This is a genomic window from Lactococcus sp. LG1267 (assembly GCF_017309545.1).
Classification (GTDB): Bacteria; Bacillota; Bacilli; order Lactobacillales; family Streptococcaceae; genus Lactococcus; species Lactococcus petauri.
Genome location: NZ_CP071295.1, coordinates 394,546 through 412,372 on the forward strand (window position 1 = coordinate 394,546; position 17,827 = coordinate 412,372).

General features: G+C 39.6%; 19 protein-coding genes and 1 tRNA gene. 5 read left to right on the forward strand and 15 right to left on the reverse strand.

What is annotated here, in order from left to right:
* Positions 1-20 precede the first annotated feature (20 nt).
* The gene (gene argS / locus J0J33_RS01980; RefSeq protein WP_019291972.1) at positions 21-1,709 is read left to right on the forward strand and encodes an arginine--tRNA ligase; all 1,689 of its coding nucleotides are present in this window, start codon (positions 21-23) and stop codon (positions 1,707-1,709) included.
* A 39-nt stretch (positions 1,710-1,748) separates the two neighbouring features.
* On the opposite strand, the gene J0J33_RS01985 is transcribed toward argS, so the two are convergent.
* The 5 genes from J0J33_RS01985 to J0J33_RS02005 all read right to left on the reverse strand — a co-directional run bounded on the left by J0J33_RS01985 (position 1,749) and on the right by J0J33_RS02005 (position 4,243).
* The gene (locus J0J33_RS01985) at positions 1,749-2,633 is read right to left on the reverse strand and encodes an NAD(P)-dependent oxidoreductase (protein ID WP_173817234.1); all 885 of its coding nucleotides are present in this window, start codon (positions 2,631-2,633) and stop codon (positions 1,749-1,751) included.
* 10 nt (positions 2,634-2,643) lie between these two features.
* Positions 2,644-2,850: a hypothetical protein gene (locus J0J33_RS01990; protein WP_019291485.1), complete on the reverse strand. Its 207-nt coding sequence runs from the start codon at positions 2,848-2,850 to the stop codon at positions 2,644-2,646.
* 52 nt (positions 2,851-2,902) lie between these two features.
* Positions 2,903-2,985: transfer RNA gene (locus J0J33_RS01995), tRNA-Leu, on the reverse strand.
* A gap of 47 nt (positions 2,986-3,032) precedes the next feature.
* Positions 3,033-3,401 (reverse strand): DUF1634 domain-containing protein, encoded by a 369-nt coding sequence (locus tag J0J33_RS02000; RefSeq protein WP_019291484.1) that lies wholly within the window; start codon positions 3,399-3,401, stop codon positions 3,033-3,035.
* A complete protein-coding gene (locus tag J0J33_RS02005) occupies positions 3,398-4,243 on the reverse strand; it encodes a sulfite exporter TauE/SafE family protein (RefSeq protein WP_019291483.1) in 846 nt (281 codons plus the stop codon). Before J0J33_RS02005 ends, J0J33_RS02000 begins: the two co-directional genes overlap by 4 nt.
* Positions 4,244-4,352: 109 nt before the next feature.
* On the opposite strand from J0J33_RS02005, the gene J0J33_RS02010 reads away from it, so the two are divergent.
* The gene (locus J0J33_RS02010; RefSeq protein ID WP_019291482.1) at positions 4,353-4,532 is read left to right on the forward strand and encodes a hypothetical protein; all 180 of its coding nucleotides are present in this window, start codon (positions 4,353-4,355) and stop codon (positions 4,530-4,532) included.
* Between the two features lie 23 nt (positions 4,533-4,555).
* A complete protein-coding gene (gene zwf, locus J0J33_RS02015; protein WP_173817236.1) occupies positions 4,556-6,043 on the forward strand; it encodes a glucose-6-phosphate dehydrogenase in 1,488 nt (495 codons plus the stop codon).
* A 175-nt stretch (positions 6,044-6,218) separates the two neighbouring features.
* On the opposite strand, the gene J0J33_RS02020 is transcribed toward zwf, so the two are convergent.
* The 6 genes from J0J33_RS02020 to mreC form a co-directional block, all read right to left on the reverse strand.
* The gene (locus J0J33_RS02020; RefSeq protein WP_019291480.1) at positions 6,219-6,746 is read right to left on the reverse strand and encodes a YqeG family HAD IIIA-type phosphatase; all 528 of its coding nucleotides are present in this window, start codon (positions 6,744-6,746) and stop codon (positions 6,219-6,221) included.
* Positions 6,747-6,817: 71 nt separating this feature from the next.
* Positions 6,818-7,948: a molecular chaperone DnaJ gene (gene dnaJ, locus J0J33_RS02025; protein WP_029343495.1), complete on the reverse strand. Its 1,131-nt coding sequence runs from the start codon at positions 7,946-7,948 to the stop codon at positions 6,818-6,820.
* A 211-nt stretch (positions 7,949-8,159) separates the two neighbouring features.
* Positions 8,160-9,389 (reverse strand): CHAP domain-containing protein, encoded by a 1,230-nt coding sequence (locus J0J33_RS02030; protein ID WP_173817237.1) that lies wholly within the window; start codon positions 9,387-9,389, stop codon positions 8,160-8,162.
* A 180-nt stretch (positions 9,390-9,569) separates the two neighbouring features.
* Entirely contained in the window at positions 9,570-10,940 is a 1,371-nt protein-coding gene (locus J0J33_RS02035) for a CHAP domain-containing protein (RefSeq protein WP_046401041.1), read from the reverse strand.
* A gap of 141 nt (positions 10,941-11,081) precedes the next feature.
* Positions 11,082-11,588, reverse strand: a complete 507-nt coding sequence (gene mreD, locus J0J33_RS02040; protein WP_019291476.1) for a rod shape-determining protein MreD — start codon at positions 11,586-11,588, stop codon at positions 11,082-11,084.
* Between the two features lie 2 nt (positions 11,589-11,590).
* A complete protein-coding gene (gene mreC, locus J0J33_RS02045) occupies positions 11,591-12,448 on the reverse strand; it encodes a rod shape-determining protein MreC (RefSeq protein WP_019291475.1) in 858 nt (285 codons plus the stop codon).
* Positions 12,449-12,567: 119 nt separating this feature from the next.
* On the opposite strand from mreC, the gene J0J33_RS02050 reads away from it, so the two are divergent.
* Positions 12,568-13,020, forward strand: a complete 453-nt coding sequence (locus tag J0J33_RS02050; protein ID WP_019291474.1) for an NUDIX domain-containing protein — start codon at positions 12,568-12,570, stop codon at positions 13,018-13,020.
* Positions 13,021-13,044: 24 nt separating this feature from the next.
* Here the strand turns inward: J0J33_RS02050 and rpiA are convergent, their stop codons facing one another.
* From rpiA to J0J33_RS02070, 4 genes are all read right to left on the reverse strand, one after another.
* The gene (gene rpiA / locus J0J33_RS02055) at positions 13,045-13,716 is read right to left on the reverse strand and encodes a ribose-5-phosphate isomerase RpiA (RefSeq protein ID WP_019291473.1); all 672 of its coding nucleotides are present in this window, start codon (positions 13,714-13,716) and stop codon (positions 13,045-13,047) included.
* Positions 13,717-13,792: 76 nt separating this feature from the next.
* A complete protein-coding gene (locus tag J0J33_RS02060; RefSeq protein ID WP_029346083.1) occupies positions 13,793-14,884 on the reverse strand; it encodes an ABC transporter permease in 1,092 nt (363 codons plus the stop codon).
* The gene (locus tag J0J33_RS02065) at positions 14,874-15,590 is read right to left on the reverse strand and encodes an ABC transporter ATP-binding protein (RefSeq protein ID WP_046401043.1); all 717 of its coding nucleotides are present in this window, start codon (positions 15,588-15,590) and stop codon (positions 14,874-14,876) included. The genes J0J33_RS02060 and J0J33_RS02065 overlap by 11 nt, the downstream gene beginning before the upstream one ends.
* Before the next feature lie 2 nt (positions 15,591-15,592).
* Positions 15,593-16,303: a pseudouridine synthase gene (locus tag J0J33_RS02070; RefSeq protein WP_046401044.1), complete on the reverse strand. Its 711-nt coding sequence runs from the start codon at positions 16,301-16,303 to the stop codon at positions 15,593-15,595.
* A 130-nt stretch (positions 16,304-16,433) separates the two neighbouring features.
* Here J0J33_RS02070 and mnmE point away from each other — a divergent pair, with 130 nt between their 5' ends.
* Positions 16,434-17,798, forward strand: coding sequence for a tRNA uridine-5-carboxymethylaminomethyl(34) synthesis GTPase MnmE (mnmE, locus tag J0J33_RS02075; RefSeq protein ID WP_046401045.1), 1,365 nt, complete (start codon positions 16,434-16,436; stop codon positions 17,796-17,798).
* The last annotated feature ends 29 nt before the right edge of the window (positions 17,799-17,827 follow it).

Sequence of the window (17,827 nt, forward strand, 5' to 3'; positions counted from 1 at the left end):
TATTATGGTATAATTATTCCATGAATGAAAAACTATTAGCAGCAAAATCTTTGTTCGCCGTACTCGATGGTGCGCTTGAACTCGAACAAATCGAAAATTTGCTTGAAAAACCAAAATCATCAGAAATGGGCGATATCGCATTTCCAGCTTTCAGTTTAGCCAAGACTTTGCGCAAAGCCCCACAAATCATCGCTGGTGAAATCGCTGAGAACATTGATGCTACTGGCTTTGATAAAGTAGTTGCTACTGGTCCTTACGTGAATTTCTTCCTTGACAAAAAAGCTGTTGCCACAGCAGTTATCAACGAAGTTATCACTGAAAAAGAAGACTATGGCGACCAAAATATCGGTCATGGTGCTAATGTTCCTATTGACATGTCGGCTCCAAATATTGCCAAGCCTTTTTCTATTGGTCATTTGCGCTCAACTGTTATCGGAGACTCGCTTTCAAAAATTTATGAAAAGATTGGTTACAATACAATCAAAATCAATCACTTGGGAGATTGGGGCAAACAGTTTGGTCTCTTGATCACTGCTTATAAAAAATACGGTGATGAAGCGACAATTACTGCCAATCCAATCGATGAGTTATTGAAGCTTTATGTACAAATCAATGCCGAAGCTAAAGAAGATCCCGCGGTAGACGAAGAAGGTCGCGCTTGGTTCCTTAAAATGGAACAAGGTGACGAGGAAGCCCTTCGCATCTGGAAATGGTTCTCTGATGTCAGCTTGATTGAATTTAACCGTATTTACGGTAAATTAGGCATTGAGTTTGATCACTTTACAGGTGAATCTTTCTACTCTGATAAGATGGATGCCGTTGTTGAAGACCTAGAATCTAAAGGCTTAATGCACGAATCTAAAGGTGCGATGGTTGTAGACCTCGAAAAATACAACCTCAACCCAGCCTTGATTAAAAAAACTGACGGTGCAACATTATACATTACACGTGACTTAGCAACAGCAATGTACCGTAAAGCAACTTTTGATTTTGTAAAATCACTTTATGTTGTTGGTGGCGAGCAACAAAACCACTTCAAACAATTAAAGGCAGTACTCAAGGAAGCCGGTTATGACTGGTCAGACAACATGACACACGTGTCCTTCGGTATGGTAACGCAAGGCGGGAAAAAATTCTCAACACGTAAAGGTCACGTTGTTAAGTTAGAAACAACACTTGACGAAGCGGTAGAACGTGCTCTGAAGCAAATCAACGATAAAAATCCTGACTTGCCAAACAAAGAGCGTGTTGCACAACAAGTTGGGGTTGGTGCCGTGAAGTTCTACGACTTAAAAACCGACCGTAACAATGGTTATGACTTCAACCTTGAAGAGATGGTTTCATTTGAAGGTGAGACTGGCCCTTACGTACAATATGCGTATGCACGTATCCGTTCAATCTTACGTAAAGCAAACTATGTACCGCAACCAGTCAATGTTGAAGAAACACCAGCTGAAGCTTGGGAAATTGTGAAGCTACTCCAAGACTTTGGTAACATTGTTAAACGTGCTGCAGATAAGTATGAACCTTCTATCATTGCGAAATACTCAATTTCCTTAGCACAAGCTTTTAACAAATATTATGCACATGTACGTATCCTTGAGGACAACGAAGGGCTTCAAGCACGTTTAGCACTTGCTAATGCAACTTCTCTTGTCTTAAAAGAAGCATTGCGTCTGCTTGGTGTGGAAGCACCAGAGGAAATGTAAGTTTTCAAATAAAAAAAATAGACCACATGGTCTATTTTTTTATTTATTCGGTCTCACGCCTTCTGGCCACCAAAGTTTAATCAGCGCCTGAGTGCCATCATTTTCATATCCTTTTTCTGCTAAACGATCATAAAGTTTTTTCGCTCCTGCTGTGGCAGGAAGTTCAATCCCCATTTTTTCAGCCTCAGCTAAAGCAATTCCTAAATCTTTAATAAAATGTTTAACGAAGAAACCCGCGCTAAAGTCCTCACGTAAAATACGCGGTGCATAATTAGTCATTGACCAAGTGGCTGCCGAGCCTCCTCCTACTGTTTGAAGAACTTTTTCCACATCTAAACCAGCTTTATCTGCATAAACCATCAGCTCTGTCATTGCAGTCATCGTTCCTGCAATAGCAATTTGGTTAGCCATTTTGGTATGTTGACCCGCTCCTGCTGCTCCTTGACGTGTAATCGTTTTGCCGATAGCTTCAAAGTAAGGCAAGAGATGTTCATAGGCTTCTTCCTCACCACCTACCATAATTGTTAAGCTGGCATTCTTTGCCCCAATGTCACCTCCCGATACCGGAGCATCTAAAGCCGAAGCTCCCGCTTCTTTTGCAGCATGATAAATCTCTTGAGCCAAAGCCGGCTCTGATGTCGTCATATCCACCAAAAACGTGTCGTGTACATCTGCCTTAAATACACCTTTTTCGCCGAAATAAATTTCGCGAACATCTTTGGGATAGCCTACAATAGAAAAAACAATATCCGTTACTTCTGCAATTTCTTGCGGTGTCGCGCAGTAAGTTGCTCCACGCGCTACTAAAGATTCAGTTTTTGCTTTTGTTCTATTATAAACATACAGTTCATTACCTGCATCAAGTAGATGACCTGCCATTGCTGCGCCCATTACTCCTGTACCGATAAATCCGATTTTTGCCATGATTTCTCCTTTATTTGTTCAATCTTCTTTGCCTTGCTACTGTTCGACGTAAGGCTTTAATCTTTTGATTACGATAATCTTCTAATTTATAGCTTTTCAGCAATTTTTCAATCCCAACACGTGTTAAACCTACTTCCTCTCCTATACTTGCTAGAGCACGGAGGGGATTTTCATCTATACGCTCCTGTAGCTCTTCTTTTGTCAATCTTCTTGCCATATATTCACCTCTTAAATAAAAAATCCCGCCTAAGCGAGATTGTAACTGGTTATGGGGGAGAGGGGATTTGAACCCCCACGCCCTTACGAGCACATGCACCTGAAGCATGCGTGTCTGCCATTCCACCACTCCCCCAGCACTACCTATAATACCAGTTTCAATAGTGTTTTGCAAGAAATAGCTTACGCACCTGTATGCCCTAAAAGGATAGCTATAATCAATACAGCGAGTACCATCATCGTAATAATGACATACATTTTATCACCTTCTTTTGCAAAGGCAAAAATAGAAGCAACTACCCGAAGGACAGGTGTTAAAATCAAAAGAAACAGACCAGTCATAAGCCAAGCGAAGGCTTTAAAAGCGACAAGCCCCTCTGCAATTTCCGACAAGCCTCGAGGATAAGTCGTCCCGGGGTAACCAGAATGCCCCGTGAAAACAAACATAATTAAACCAATAATGATAATTGCCGAGCTAATAAACACACCCGCTCTTAAAATTTTTCCTATTCTGAGTTCAATTTCAAGTAATTTTTCTTTTTCTTCCGTCATAAACCAAGTCCTTTAAGTATCATTTGTAAAGCCATAAGACCAATTACAGGAATAAATATCAAGCGAATCGTCCGAGCAGGCAAATGTGGCATAATACGCGAACCAATAGCTGCGCCAGCTACAATTCCTATCGCTAAAGGTCCTGCTAAGGACGGATCAACATAGCCGTTAAAGAAGTAGACCGTCGCTGAAGCTGCTGCAGTTACCCCAATCATGAGATTTGAGGTTGCAGTTGACGGTTTTAATGGCATTTTCATCGTTGTATCCATAGCTAAAACCTTAAATGCCCCCGAACCTATTCCTAAAAGTCCTGAAGCTATTCCTGCACCAAACATAATCGATGCACCAGCTGGGACTTTTTCCACTTGATAAGCTACCTCTTTTCCTGTTTGCTTATCAAAGTAAGAAGAATTAAGCTTCATCTTTTCTGCCCATTTGTCTGAGGTAACATTTTGCAAGACTTTTTCACCTTGATGTAGCTTACGCCACATATTATAGGCTTGAAAAATCAATAAACAAGCAAAAAGTATATTTAATACCGCAGCATTAAACAGTCCGGCCAAAATCGCTCCTAGTAATCCACCAATTGTGGTAAAAATTTCTAAAAACATGGCGACCCGAACATTGACCAGATCATCTTTCAAATAAGAAATGGCAGCACCTGAACTCGTTGCAATAACAGCGACAATACTTGCACCGATTGCATATTTTATATCAACCCCAAAAAAAGAGGTAATAATCGGTGTGATGATAATTCCACCACCGAGACCTAAAATGCTTCCTACAATACCGGCAACAACGCCAAGTATGAGCATGCAAAGTGTAAAAGTTAATAAAGACATATTCCTATTCTATCACTTTCATTCGAAAGAATCTCAGTTGGAGGGCGCAAAGATATTTTTGTGATATAATTTTCTTAGTAGTAAATTTTTCTCATATAAGGAAATCATTATGAATCGTAAAGAGCTTGAAGAGAGACTTCAAAAAGAATTAAACTTACCTTTTTATCGTGCTAAAATTGCTGAGCGTGATTATACTGAAGCTGAGTATCAAGATATAAAGACCCAGTTAAATAAAGACTATCTGGATTATGTTGATACTTATATCGACTATGCTGAAAATGATGTTTGATAATCAATAGAAAGAAGAGACTTATGAGTAAACAAGTACTTTTTACCATGTTCGGGGCTACTGGTGACCTCGCAAAACGGAAACTTTATCCCGCCCTTTTCCAACTTTATAAAAAAGGCGAAATTGCAGAAAATTTTGCAGTGATTGGTACTGCTCGTCGCCCATGGACCGATAAGTATTATCGCCAAATCGTTATGGAATCTTTAGCTGGTTTAAGCAGTGACCAAGAAGAACTCAATGACTTCTCGAGCCACTTCTACTATCAAAGCCATGATGTAAATGACAGCAGTCACTATCATGCCCTCAAGGAGCTCGGAGATGAACTCCGAGAAAAGTATAATACTGCTTGCAACCAAGTTTTCTATCTGGCTATGGCGCCACAATTTTTCTCAATCATTGCTAACCACCTCAAATCAGAAAAGATTCTGACAGGTAAAGGTTTTGAACGTGTGATTATCGAAAAGCCTTTCGGAAGTGATTTGGAAACAGCTCAAGAACTGAATACTGCACTTAAAGATGTCTTTTCAGAAGATCAAACCTTCCGTATTGACCACTATCTCGGAAAAGAAATGATTCAATCCGTTTCGGCTATCCGCTTTGCCAACCAAATGTTTGAATCCATCTGGGACAAGGACCACATCGATAATATACAGATTACTTTTGCTGAAAGTATTGGCGTTGAAGATCGCGGTGGTTATTACGAAACGAGCGGCGCGCTCAAGGATATGATTCAAAATCATGTGCTTCAAGTTTTGGCTTTACTGGCTATGGAAAAGCCTCAAACTTTTACACAAAAAAACATTTTGAACGAAAAGGTTAAGGCCCTTCATAGCATTCGTAAATATTCCAAACAAGAAGCGCTTGAAGCTTTCATCCCTGGACAATATATTGAGGGTAAGATTGACGGTAAGAACTTTGTAGATTATCGTTCTGAACCCTCTGTAGCGCCAGATTCTAACACAGAAACTTTTGTCGCTGGAAAATTCCTTATTGATAATGACCGTTGGGCTGGTGTTCCTTTCTACGTACGTAGTGGAAAACGTCTGACAGAAAAAGGAACACGAATTAACATTGTTTTCAAACAAGACCCTAATAATATTTTTGATACAGATCTTGGGGAAAACATCCTTACCATTTATATCCAACCTACTGAAGGTTTCTCCCTTACAATTAATGGGAAAGAAGTTGGCCAAGGATTCAATATCGCGCCTATCAAATTGGGCTACCGTCATGATGCAGCAATTTTAGGAAATTCTCCTGAAGCTTATGAAAAACTCTTGCTTGACGTTTTACATGGTGATGGCACTAACTTCTCCCACTGGGAAGAAGTTTCCCGTTCTTGGGAACTTATTGATGTTATCCGCCAAGCATGGGATGAAGCGCATCAAGACCTTCCGAAATACCCTGCAGCAAGCATGGGACCACAGGAAGCCTTTGAACTTCTCAAAAAAGATGGAAGACAGTGGATCTGGCAACCTGATCAATGGTATAAAGAACGCGGTTTAATATAAATAAAAAAAAAGAAACTTCATTGAGGTTTCTTTTTTTCCACACATTTATTCACAGTTTTCCACATTTTTGTGAATAAGGTGTGTAAAACTGTGGAAAACTTGGGATAAGTAGAAAAATACAGTGGAAAACCTCGGGAAAAGCCCAATAATAGAAAATAACTCTGCCTCTGCAGAGTTATAATCTTGTATTCCATTTAGGATAGCCGTATTTCCGAATCAACTTTTTCCACACACGGCGTTCACGCCAGCGGTTAAACTTGGTACTCCAACCATCAGACTCTACCAATTGTTTCACAAGAATACTGCGAACCCCAGCACGGTGTGCAGCTCGAATATCTGTCATTAATTGGTCACCAACCATAATGACATGGTCCGGTCGTTCGTTAAGTTTAACTAAGGCTTTATTTATTCCCCAAGCAAAAGGTTTCATCGCACGCGAAACAAAATCAACATCAAACTTAGCTACCGCACGTTTGACACGGTCATGTTTATTATTTGAGACAACAATAACCTTTATACCATTTGTACGCATTGTTTGTAGCCATTGATGCAATTCGGGTGTTCCATCGGGATTATTCCAAGCAATAAGTGTATTATCTAAGTCCACCATAATTCCTCGAATATCTCGCTTTTTTAAGTTTTCCACATCCAAGTTATACACAGCTTCTAGAAGATAGTCTGGTTTATAATTCACAAGTTTCATAAAAACATTATACCAAATACAGCAGCATTTACCTAATTGATAAACAAAAAAACTGTCTAACGACAGCTTTTTTATTTAAATTTATCGAAAAATCCTTTTTTCTGTTCTGATACATTTTGTCCGCTAGCTTTTGCAAACTCACGCAAAGCATCACGTTGAGCATCATTCAATTTTTCTGGTGTTACAATATTAATCACAACGTGTTGATCACCTTGACCACTACCACGTAATTTAGGTGCACCTTTACCTTTAAGTCGGAAATTAGTACCTGTTTGCGTACCAGCAGGAATCTTCAACTTCACATTACCGTGAACAGTTGGAACTTCAATCTCATCCCCTAAGGCTGCCTGAACAAAGTTCAATGGCATCTTGTAATAAATTTCGCTACCATCACGTTCAAACTTATCACTTGCAGCAACTTGGAAACGGACATAGAGATCACCGTAAGGGCCACCATTTGTCCCAGCATCACCTTGACCTTGGAGGCGCATTTGTTGACCTGATTCCACACCAGCCGGTACTTTTACCTTAACTGTGTGTGCCAATTTTTCGTGACCTGTACCGTGACATGTTGGACAAGGAGATTTGATTTCCTTACCTGTACCATGACAAACATCACAGACGACATTTGTTGACATACGCCCTAATGGAGTGTCGCGAATAACTTGTGTTTGTCCTCGTCCATGACATTTATGACATGTTTCAGCATGAGTACCTGGTTTGGCACCTGAACCTGCACAAGTGTGACAAAGCTCTTCGCGATGGTATTTGATTTCTTTCTCAACACCAAAAATAGCTTCTTCAAATGTCAAATTGATACGATATTGTAGGTCATCTCCTTGACGTGGTGCATTTGGATCAGCTTGGCCACCGCCTCCACCAAAGAAGCTTGAGAAAATATCCTCAAAACCGCCAAAGCCGCCTGCACTTTGGAAACCGTCAAAGCCAGAGAAACCACCTTGACCTCCGCCAAAACCACCATTAGCACCTGCAGCACCATATTGATCGTAGCTGGCACGTTTTTGTTCATCACTTAAAGTTTCATAAGCTTCTTGAACCTCTTTGTACTTGTCTTCTGCACCCGGGTCTTTATTAATATCTGGGTGATACTTTTTAGACATCTTTCGATAAGCTTTTTTAATTTCGTCTTGGCTGGCATTTTTATCCACACCTAGGCGTTCGTAAAATTCTGTGTTATTCATATGATTTAAACCTTCTTGACATGGAATTTTTAGAGATTTACTTGGTTTTTCAACCACTTACTCTCTAAAAGTAGACTATATTCACTTCTACCATAATCTATTTTAGCATTTTTTATGACTTTTGGCAAAAAAATTAGCACTCTTATATAAAGAGTGCTAAATCCTAGAGATAAAAAATACAAACCGTAGTTTGTATTTAAATTTTATTTAATTATGGTCGAATGAAACTTACACCAGCTGTTGAACATTCACGTGTTGTTCCCCAACCGCCGTTGAAGTTTCCTTCAATAACTGTCATTTTTGAACCAGATACAGAAAGAACAACTGCAACGTGTCCTACGCCGCCTGCGCCTTGATTACCTGGAGGGAATACAGCAATTGTACCTGCTGCAGGTCCACTGTTTGCATAAGCCACCCAGTCACCAGCATTTCCCATGTATGTTGGCATGTTACCACCAAAGTAGTCCCAAACAAATGCAGTACATTGACCAGCTGGATAAGGGTTAGTACCACTGTGTCCTGGGTCTGGATCTGGTGTTGGTATCGGAGTTGGATCTGGTGTTGGCGTTGGTTTAGAAGAATTACCATTGCCACCTGTATTATTTCCAGTAGATGGTGTAGACGAATTGCTATTGTCAGCAGTATTATTAGCAGCTGGAGCTGGATTAGAAGCTGCAGGTGCTGCAGCTACAGCTTTTTCTTGTTGAGCTACTACAGACTTCGCTGCTGCTGCTTTTTCTGCTGCTGCTGCTTTTTGAGCTGCTTTTTCTGCTGCTGCTTTTTGGCTCAATAAATCTTGTTTTTTGCCTTCTGCAGTAGTTACTGTAGCTTGGTAGTCTAACTGAGCAACTTTGAGAGCAGCTTCTTGTGTCGCCAACTCATTAGCTTGTGCGTCTAACTCTTGTTGAAGTTTTGTTGCTTCAGCATATTTCTTTTGGTTATCAGCTAACTTCGTTTGAATAGCTTTTTGGTCAGCTTGTTGTTGCTCAATCATTGACTTGTTAGCGCCAGCAACAGTTGCCATTGCTGTCATTTTTTGAATCGCATCTGTTAAAGATTTTGAGTCTAGTACAGCAGACATATAGTTTGTTGCTGAACCATCAGTTTGTGCACTACGTGCTTGAGCTTCAAGGGCAGTATTGCGCTCCTTGATACTCTCACTCAACTTTTGAATCTGTTGTGATTGTTCCTTTTGTTGAGCCATCAACTCATTAACTTTTTTAGTCATTGATGTTTGCTTTGATTTTAAAGTGCTTACTTGTGATTGAATTGAATCAACTTGTGATTGCGCTTTAGCAGCTTCATTCTTTGCATTAGCGATTTTTGAATCTTGTTGTGCAATTTTTGAATCTGTTGAATCAGCCTTTACGGCAGCAAAAGGTGCGCCAGCCGTAAGCACGACTGTCGAGAGCATCAATGCTGTAATAAGTTTTTTCTTCATAAAATTTTAAATTTGCCTCCCTAGGTTAGTTCGGTGAATATAGTATATTGTATCATGTGCCTTCACCTGTTTTGTAACAAAACAATTACAGTTACGTTTAAGTTTGTTTCTGTCGGTTTCTGTTTTTTATCAATGCACAAAAAAACAAGCAATATTTCATTACTTGTTTTGAGTTATTTCTTATGGGCGGATGAAACTTACACCTGCAGCTGAAACTTCACGAGTTGTGCGGATACCGAGGCCTCCACCATTAGGACCTGAGAAGTTTGTTTCTGAGACAGTAAGTTTATCACCATTTACAGCTGTGACCACAGCAACGTGACCTACGCCACCTGCGCCTTGGTTACCTGGAGGGAATACCGCAATTGTACCAACTGCTGGTCCACTATTTGCGTAAACTACCCAGTCACCGGCGTTACCAGCGTAAGTAGGAATACTTCCACCGAAGTATTCCCAAACACCCCAAGTACATTGTCCCCAAGGGTAAGGATTGCTCAAGCTTGTTCCTGGAGTACTTGATGAACCTGAACCACCAGATACATTATTATTGTTAGTATTATTTGAACCAGTATCAGTAGTTGTAGTTGAGTTTGAACCAGTATTCGTAGTTGTTGTGTTATTGTTTGATGCTGGTTTGCTTTCTTCTACAGCTGGCGTTGATGCTGCTGGTGCAGAAGCCGCTGGAGTAGTCTCAACAGGTGCTGTAACAACAGGTACTGTTTCTGTATTTACTGTACTTGCATCTGATTTATTTTCGCTCTTAGATGCTGCAGCTTGTTCTGTTTGTGCTTTTTGAGCAGCTTGAGCAGCTTGTTCAGCTTTAGCTTGTTCAGCTTCCACTTCTGCAGCTTTTTTAGCTGCAGCTTCTTGGGCAGCTACTGCAGCTGCTTTTTGATCAATCAAACTTTGTTTTTTACTCTCAGAGTTAGCAATTGTTGTTTGATAATTTAACTGAGCAACTTTGAGGGCGGCTTCTTGGCTTGCCAACTCGTTACTTTGTGTTTCTAACTCTTGTTGAAGTTTTGTAGCTTTAGCGTATTTTGCTTCATTATCTTTCAACTTAGCTTGAATAGCTTTTTCATCTTCTTGTTGCTTTTCAAGCATGGCTTTGTTAGCACCAGAAACGGTTGCCATCGCTGTCATTTTTTGAATTGCATCAGTCAAAGATTTTGAATCCAAGATAGTAGACATATAGTCTGTCGCTGAACCGCTTGTTTGAGCGCTACGTGCTTGTGCTTCAAGAGCTGTGTTACGTTCTTTGATGTCTTTGTGCAAACGAGCAATCTCTGCTGATTGTTCTTTTTGCTCCTTCATCAATTTATTTACTTCATTTGCTGTTGAAGTTTTTTTAGATTGTAAGCTATTTACTTGTGATTGAATCGCATCTACTTTTGCTTGCGCTTCAGCAGAAGAACTTTTAGCAGCGCTGATTGCTGCATCTTGCTTTGCGATTTGATCGTCTGTGCTGTCCGCTTTTACCGCTCCAAGGCTTGCACCCGAAGATAAAATGACTGTCGACAACATCAATGCTGTGATAAGTTTCTTTTTCATAGTTTTCTTTTCTTCCCGTTTTCTATAATTTATAAATATAACGCCAAGATAGTCCCAAGTATAACACTCTTTTATAACTTAATCAAGTCAATTTAATTTCTTTAAGAATACTTTTTTTACCCTTTGATTACAAAAAGATGTTCACCGAAGGCGATACATCTTTTCTAAAGGCCATTGCAGCAGTATTGCAAAGGCAATATTTAGGGCTAACGTTGGTGCAAGTTGCCTAACGATAAATGAGACAAAATTGACATTGACAACACCGACTAAGTTAACAATAAGCGTACTTAAAACTTGAAAAGCAAAAACAATGATAATCACTGTAAATAAACGTGTCCAACGATTGGTAAAGACAACCGTTTGGATTTGATAAACGAAAAGAGCAATAAGAGGTAAAATCAAACTTGCAATACCAAAAATTCCCAAAAAGTAGCTGTCATAGATAATTCCCAAAAGAACACCTACGATAAGAACATAGCTATGACGGTGCTGTGTCACAGTATATACCATAAAAATGAGCAACAAGTGGCTTACAGGCATAATACTTCCACCAGACAAAGCCGTAAAGAAATGCGTCAGCTGCCCATCAAGCAAGAGTAGGAAAAAAAGAAATAAGGGACTAAAAAACTGGAAGCTAAAACGACTCATATTTAGTTGCCTCCAATCATGCCTTGAATCACAAAGACAAACCGGATATCATACAAATTGCTGGCAGGTTTCACATATACTTTACGGTTCAAGCCTTGATCTGTTTCTTTAACATCAATTACGGTTCCAAGCAAGAGACCACGCGGCGAATCACCTCCAAGACCGCTAGTAACAACTTGGCTTCCCTTTTCGATATTACCTTCCCCTACTAAAGAAGTGACAACATAAGCATTCTGATCATCATCATAACTCGCAAGAAGTCCATTTACTGGATCACTCGGGCTACCAAGGCGAACGGGGATTTTAGCGTCAATACCTTTATCGGAGCTCAACAAGGAAACTTTAGAGGAATTTTCGTTTACCTGACTTACACGCCCAATAACACCCCCATTAGCCATGACGAGTTGACGGTTTTTGATGCCTTGTTTACTGCCGCTATCAATTACGAGCGTATCTGCCCAACTGGCCGGATTACGGGTAATCACATTTGCAGAAATACTCTTATAGTCTGTTAATGTTTCTTGAAGCTTCAATGCTTCTTTTAATTCTTTATTTTCAACTTCTAGACTTTCTTGGTTATTTTTTGAACTACTTAAGTCTGCCACCTGCGTTTTTAGGGACTGATTTTGCTTGTATGTATCAAAAAGATTGCCCACTTGATTGGCTTTGTCTTGAACAAAGCGGATCGGTGCACCAATGATTCTGTCTATGGTTCCTGTACCATCATTAATAATTTGTGTCATCGTTGATGGATTTTTATTATTTTTAAAATTATCAGCCGAGATGAAGATTGCTGTAAATGCTGAAATAACAATAATTAAGGCGATAATAATCATTTTACTAAGATTGAATTTTTTCACTGTTCATATTTCCCTTCGCAAGAGCTTTATTTAGCCTCTTTATTTTATCAAAATTGTCAACTTTTTGATAGAATATAATTAAATTTTCTTCTATAAAATTATATCGGAGGTCCGTAAATATGACACAACAAGAAATTCCAGTCTTCGGTGAAAAAATTGCCGGAGTTGATTACCAATACCGCTATGGAGTGTATGGTATTGTTTCACGTGAAAACAAGAGCCAAATCTGTCTTGTGCAAGCACCAAACGGAGCCTTTTTTCTCCCTGGTGGAGAAATTGAAGCAGATGAAAACCATGCTCGCGCCTTAGAAAGAGAACTTCTGGAAGAGTTAGGTGCGACTGCGACTTTAGGACGTTATTTCGGACAGGCCGACGAATATTTTTATAGCTCACATCGGGATAAATATTTTTGCAATCCTGCTTATATCTACGAGACTTTGGAAGTTCATTTTGATCAGGCTCCTCTTGAGGATTTCAATAAAATTTTCTGGTTTGACGTTCCGACTGCTTTGGTTAAACTCAAGCGCGGTTCTCATAAGTGGGGCGTAGAACAATGGCTTAAGAACAAATAAAAAGAAGGAGCACACTCCTTCTTTTTATTTTTCTATAAGTTTAACTCCGCCTTGTCCTGCAACAATAACTTTTTTGACCATGTTATTAAACAAACCATGTTCGACAACTCCCACTGTTAAATCAAGCTCTTCAGCCAGCTTTTCTGGCTCAGTAATCTTCTCAATATGCAAATCAATAATATAATGTTGCATATCAGTGATGAGCTTGTCTTGAGCATTCATCCGCCATGTTGGTGCATAACCAGCCGCTGCAAATTTTCGGAACAACTGCTCTGATCCGTAAGGGATAACTTCGACAGGAACTTTAAAACTGCCAAGATTTTCTGAAAGTTTACTTTCATCAACAATCCAAATATAATCTTTAGAATATGTTGCAACGATTTTTTCCATCAGCAAGGCCGCACCACCACCTTTAATACCATTAAGGTCAGTATCAATTTCATCTGCACCGTCTACTGTCAAATCAACATAATCCACTTCATCAATTGATTTTAAAGGGATATTAAGACTTGCAGCTTGCTGACTGGTTACATTTGACGTCGTTACTCCAACAATATCTAAACCTTCTTCTTTAACACGGCGCCCCAATTCTTCCACAAAGAAAGCTGCCGTTGAACCTGTTCCCAATCCAACAATCATACCAGACTTCACGTACTCAGCTGCTTTTATACCTACTTGTTTTTTTAAATTTTCCATTTGTAAAATCCCTTCAAATACTCTTCTCAATCATTATAACAAAAAAGCGAAAATAACTCGCTTTTTATTTGAATATCTAAGTTTTTCTTAAACCTTTCAAAGCCACTACATTAGCTACATAAAATACAAGAGCAAGCATTCCTAAAATAAACAGGTTGTTTCCAATTTGAGAGAAACCTTCGCCTTGTTTCACTACTTTTTGAAGTGCATCAACGCCATAATACAGAGGCATAAGATGTGCAATCCAGCGTAAGGGCGCTGCCATTGTGTCGACATTAATAATACCTGAAAAAAGGAATTGTGGTACGACAGCTATCGGAACAAACTGAATAAATTGAAATTCAGTTTTCGCAAGGGCAGACAACAAAAGTCCAATCAACAGCGCAATCAGAGCAATCAATAAATTAATCAACAAGACTAATATAAAGTTCCCCAAAATCTGCATTTGTAAAACATAACGTGTCCAAAGTACAATTAAGCTTGTTTGAAGTAGTGCGAGGAAACCGTAGGCTAAAGTATAACCTGCCACAATTTCAGTACGTCTTACAGGTGTAACCAGCATTCGCATAAGTGTACCACTGCTTCGTTCATTAACAAGTGAAATGCCTGATATTAAAAAGACAAAGAAGAAAACGAAGAAACTTACCAGCAGTGGCGCTAGATTATCAAACATACTCAGGGAACTGTCACCATAAAGATAATGACTTTTTATATTCAGAGCTAGTGTTTCTAACGAGTCTTGCGGCACTTTTTCTGCAGAACTTTTTGCTTGGTTTTCTCGCATACTCGCTGGGATCTTTTGAGCAATTTGTCCAATCATCTGAGTAAGTGCCTGTGTTTTTGACGTATCTCTATTTGCATAAGTTACTTCTATTTCATTTCCTACCAGCTGTATCAGAGCATCTAAATTGTGAGTATTTACTATTTCTCGAGTGTTTAACGTTTCTCCTATTTCAATCACTTTTAGTTTTTCGTTCTGCTTGAGAACTTGTGCTAAAACAGGTTGGTTTTCTTGTAGACCTACACGATATTTTATATCCGAAGGAACTTGAAGAAGAAAATATAAAAGACTGATAATGCCAAGGGGAGCAAAGAAAAGTAAAGCCAAGCTTCGTTTATCTCTCAACCTTTGTAGCAGTATACGTTTAAAAATCGCTTTAATTCTCATCATAATCACCTGCTTGAATAAAGGCCTCTTCCACAGTAGTAACATGAAACTGGGATTTAAGGGCTTCAGGACTACCTTGGGCCACAAAGTGCCCGTCTCTTAATAAAACAACTCGATCACACCGCTCTGCCTCTTCCATTACGTGTGTCGTCAATAGAATAGCTTTGCCCATCTCTGCTTGTCGCTTAAGCTCTGTCCATATTTCCTGTCGAAGTTCTGGATCAATACCAACTGTGGGCTCATCTAGGCATAAGAGAGGAGCACCCGTCTGGAGAGCAATTGCTAAAGATAAGCGACGCTTCATTCCGCCAGAATATTTCGAAACAGCCTTGGACAAAGCTGATGTTAACCCAACGGTTTGAGCAGCTTTGAGCAGCTCCTCTTCACTTATTTTTCCTTGCAAGGCTCCAAAAAATTCCATATTTTGTTTCCCTGTAAGTTCTGTAAACAAGGCATCCGACTGTGCCATATAGCCAATTTTGCGCATCACTTTGCGGTTAGGAATCGAGATATCAAGTAGTTTGATTTCTCCACTATTAGGAGCAACAATCCCGAGTAATGCATTCATAAAAGTTGACTTTCCCGAACCTGAAGGACCGATGAGTCCAACAATTTCTCCTGCAAAGAGACTTAAAGATAGTTTTTTTAAAATCTCTTCTTTTTCAAATTGGACACTTAGATTTTTTACAGAAACTATTTCTTCCATAGCTACTCCTTGAGTTTTAAAATTTCCTCTTCTGTGAGCGGACGGTATGCTCCCTTAGTTAATTCCGGATCCAATCTTAAACTTCCCATACGTAACCGTTTGAGATAAGTTACCTTCATCCCTACAGCTTCAAACATTCGTTTGACCTGATGAAATTTACCTTCATGAATAATCAGGCGGATTTCACTTTTATTCTCCTCTGATTTCTCAATAAAAAGTTGACCTGGTTTGACGTTTTCTCCAGATTTCAAGGTCAAACCTGCTGCAAATTCTCGAACAGTCTCTTGTGTAACCTGGCCTTGGATTTGAGCAAAGTATTCTTTTTCTACATGTTTTTTAGGGCTCAGAAGATTATGGCTCAGTGGCCCATCATTTGTAAGCAACAAAAGGCCTTCTGTATCTTTATCTAAGCGCCCTACAGGGAAAAGATCTTCGCGAAAATCTTTTCCCTTTAATAATTCGACAACTGTTTTGTCCTTATTATCCTTCGTTGCCGAAACAACACCAGCGGGTTTATTAAGGAGGTAATAATAAAATTCTTGATAGCCTATGGGTTGCCCATCATAATTTATACAATCTTTATCTGGCTCAACATGTAGTTTGCCGTCTTTCACCTTCTGATCATTCACTGTCACTTTTCCTGTCTTGAGAATCACCTTAACTTCTTTACGTGATCCCAGCCCGGCTTCCGCCAAATATTTATCCAATCTCATACTCTTATTTTACTAGAATTTTGCTTAATATGGATAAGATAAACCTTTAAGAAAGAGTTGACGAATCTTTATTTTTATGACGACTTGTTATATAATAGGGCATACTGAAATTAGTAATTAGGATAAAAATATGATAACAAAAGAATTTGATACTATAGCAGCCATCTCCACGCCTTTAGGTGAAGGAGCAATTGCTATCGTCCGATTGTCTGGTAGCGATGCTGTCTCAATCGCTAAAAAGGTCTTTCAAGGGAAAGATCTCGATAAAGTTGCTTCACACACCATCAACTATGGTCATATCTTTGACGAGGACCGTCTCGTTGATGAAGTTATGCTCTCTGTAATGAAAGCCCCAAAAACCTTTACGCGTGAAGATCTTGTGGAAATTAACACACACGGCGGAATTGCTGTCACCCAAGAAATTTTGCAACTCCTGCTGCGCTCTGGCGCTCGTCTCGCTGAACCAGGTGAATTTACTAAACGTGCATTTTTAAATGGACGTATTGACTTGGCGCAAGCCGAATCCGTAATGGATTTGATTCGTGCTAAAACAGATCAGGCAGCCAATATTGCTGTAAAACAGCTCGATGGAAGCCTCTCTAACTTGATTAACAACATTCGTCAAGAAATTTTAGAATCGCTCGCGCAAGTGGAAGTCAATATTGATTATCCCGAATATGATGACGTTGAAACGATGACAAGTCAAATGCTTCTGGAAAAAACAGCCCATTTTGAACAACTTCTGGAAACACTTCTTGCCACAGCTAAACGCGGTAAGATTCTGCGTGAAGGTTTGAGAACAGCAATTATTGGCCGGCCAAATGTTGGTAAATCAAGTTTGCTCAATCGACTTTTACGTGAGGAAAAAGCCATTGTTACCGACATAGCCGGAACAACACGTGATGTTATCACAGAGTTTGCCAATATTGGTGGTGTGCCCCTTGAGTTAATTGATACTGCTGGTATACGAGAAACTGAGGATATCGTCGAAAAGATCGGTGTTGAGCGTAGTCAAAAAGCCTTAGAAGAAGCCGACTTGGTCTTACTTGTGCTTGATGCTTCGTCACCTTTAACTCCCAAAGATCTGGAATTGTTGGAACTTTCTTCTTCGACAAACCGTATCGTCTTGCTAAATAAGACCGATCTACCAGAAAAAATTGAGCTCGAAAAACTCCCTAAAGACTTTATCAGAATTTCTGCCTTAAAAAATGAAAATCTTGATGCCGTCGAAAAACAAATACGCGCGCTATTTTTCTCTGGGGAAATTGAAGCAAAAGATGCAACGACTCTTTCCAATGCACGTCATATCGGCCTAGTCGAACAAGCTTTAGATGCTTTGAAGGAAGCAAACAGAGGTTTGGCGATGGGACTTCCTGTGGACCTCATCCAAGTAGATATCACACGTTGTTGGCAATTGCTTGGTGAAATAACTGGAGAAGCTGCACCGGATGAACTGATTACTCAGCTTTTCAGTCAGTTCTGCTTAGGAAAATAAAAAAACATAAGTAGGAGATATTCTACTTA

What these genes read in the sequence shown, in the direction of transcription:
- J0J33_RS02020 (WP_019291480.1), bottom strand. Translation starts at nt 6,746, where the DNA reads ATGAAACTTGTGAATTATAAACCAGACTATCTTCTAGAAGCTGTGTAT.
- J0J33_RS02070 (WP_046401044.1), bottom strand. Translation starts at nt 16,303, where the DNA reads ATGAGATTGGATAAATATTTGGCGGAAGCCGGGCTGGGATCACGTAAA.
- rpiA (WP_019291473.1), bottom strand. Translation starts at nt 13,716, where the DNA reads ATGGAAAATTTAAAAAAACAAGTAGGTATAAAAGCAGCTGAGTACGTG.
- J0J33_RS02005 (WP_019291483.1), bottom strand. Translation starts at nt 4,243, where the DNA reads ATGTCTTTATTAACTTTTACACTTTGCATGCTCATACTTGGCGTTGTT.
- J0J33_RS02065 (WP_046401043.1), bottom strand. Translation starts at nt 15,590, where the DNA reads ATGGAAGAAATAGTTTCTGTAAAAAATCTAAGTGTCCAATTTGAAAAA.
- zwf (WP_173817236.1), top strand. Translation starts at nt 4,556, where the DNA reads ATGAGTAAACAAGTACTTTTTACCATGTTCGGGGCTACTGGTGACCTC.
- J0J33_RS02000 (WP_019291484.1), bottom strand. Translation starts at nt 3,401, where the DNA reads ATGACGGAAGAAAAAGAAAAATTACTTGAAATTGAACTCAGAATAGGA.
- J0J33_RS02010 (WP_019291482.1), top strand. Translation starts at nt 4,353, where the DNA reads ATGAATCGTAAAGAGCTTGAAGAGAGACTTCAAAAAGAATTAAACTTA.
- J0J33_RS02050 (WP_019291474.1), top strand. Translation starts at nt 12,568, where the DNA reads ATGACACAACAAGAAATTCCAGTCTTCGGTGAAAAAATTGCCGGAGTT.
- J0J33_RS01985 (WP_173817234.1), bottom strand. Translation starts at nt 2,633, where the DNA reads ATGGCAAAAATCGGATTTATCGGTACAGGAGTAATGGGCGCAGCAATG.
- mreD (WP_019291476.1), bottom strand. Translation starts at nt 11,588, where the DNA reads ATGAGTCGTTTTAGCTTCCAGTTTTTTAGTCCCTTATTTCTTTTTTTC.
- J0J33_RS02060 (WP_029346083.1), bottom strand. Translation starts at nt 14,884, where the DNA reads ATGAGAATTAAAGCGATTTTTAAACGTATACTGCTACAAAGGTTGAGA.
- J0J33_RS02030 (WP_173817237.1), bottom strand. Translation starts at nt 9,389, where the DNA reads ATGAAGAAAAAACTTATTACAGCATTGATGCTCTCGACAGTCGTGCTT.
- dnaJ (WP_029343495.1), bottom strand. Translation starts at nt 7,948, where the DNA reads ATGAATAACACAGAATTTTACGAACGCCTAGGTGTGGATAAAAATGCC.
- J0J33_RS02035 (WP_046401041.1), bottom strand. Translation starts at nt 10,940, where the DNA reads ATGAAAAAGAAACTTATCACAGCATTGATGTTGTCGACAGTCATTTTA.
- J0J33_RS01990 (WP_019291485.1), bottom strand. Translation starts at nt 2,850, where the DNA reads ATGGCAAGAAGATTGACAAAAGAAGAGCTACAGGAGCGTATAGATGAA.
- mnmE (WP_046401045.1), top strand. Translation starts at nt 16,434, where the DNA reads ATGATAACAAAAGAATTTGATACTATAGCAGCCATCTCCACGCCTTTA.
- argS (WP_019291972.1), top strand. Translation starts at nt 21, where the DNA reads ATGAATGAAAAACTATTAGCAGCAAAATCTTTGTTCGCCGTACTCGAT.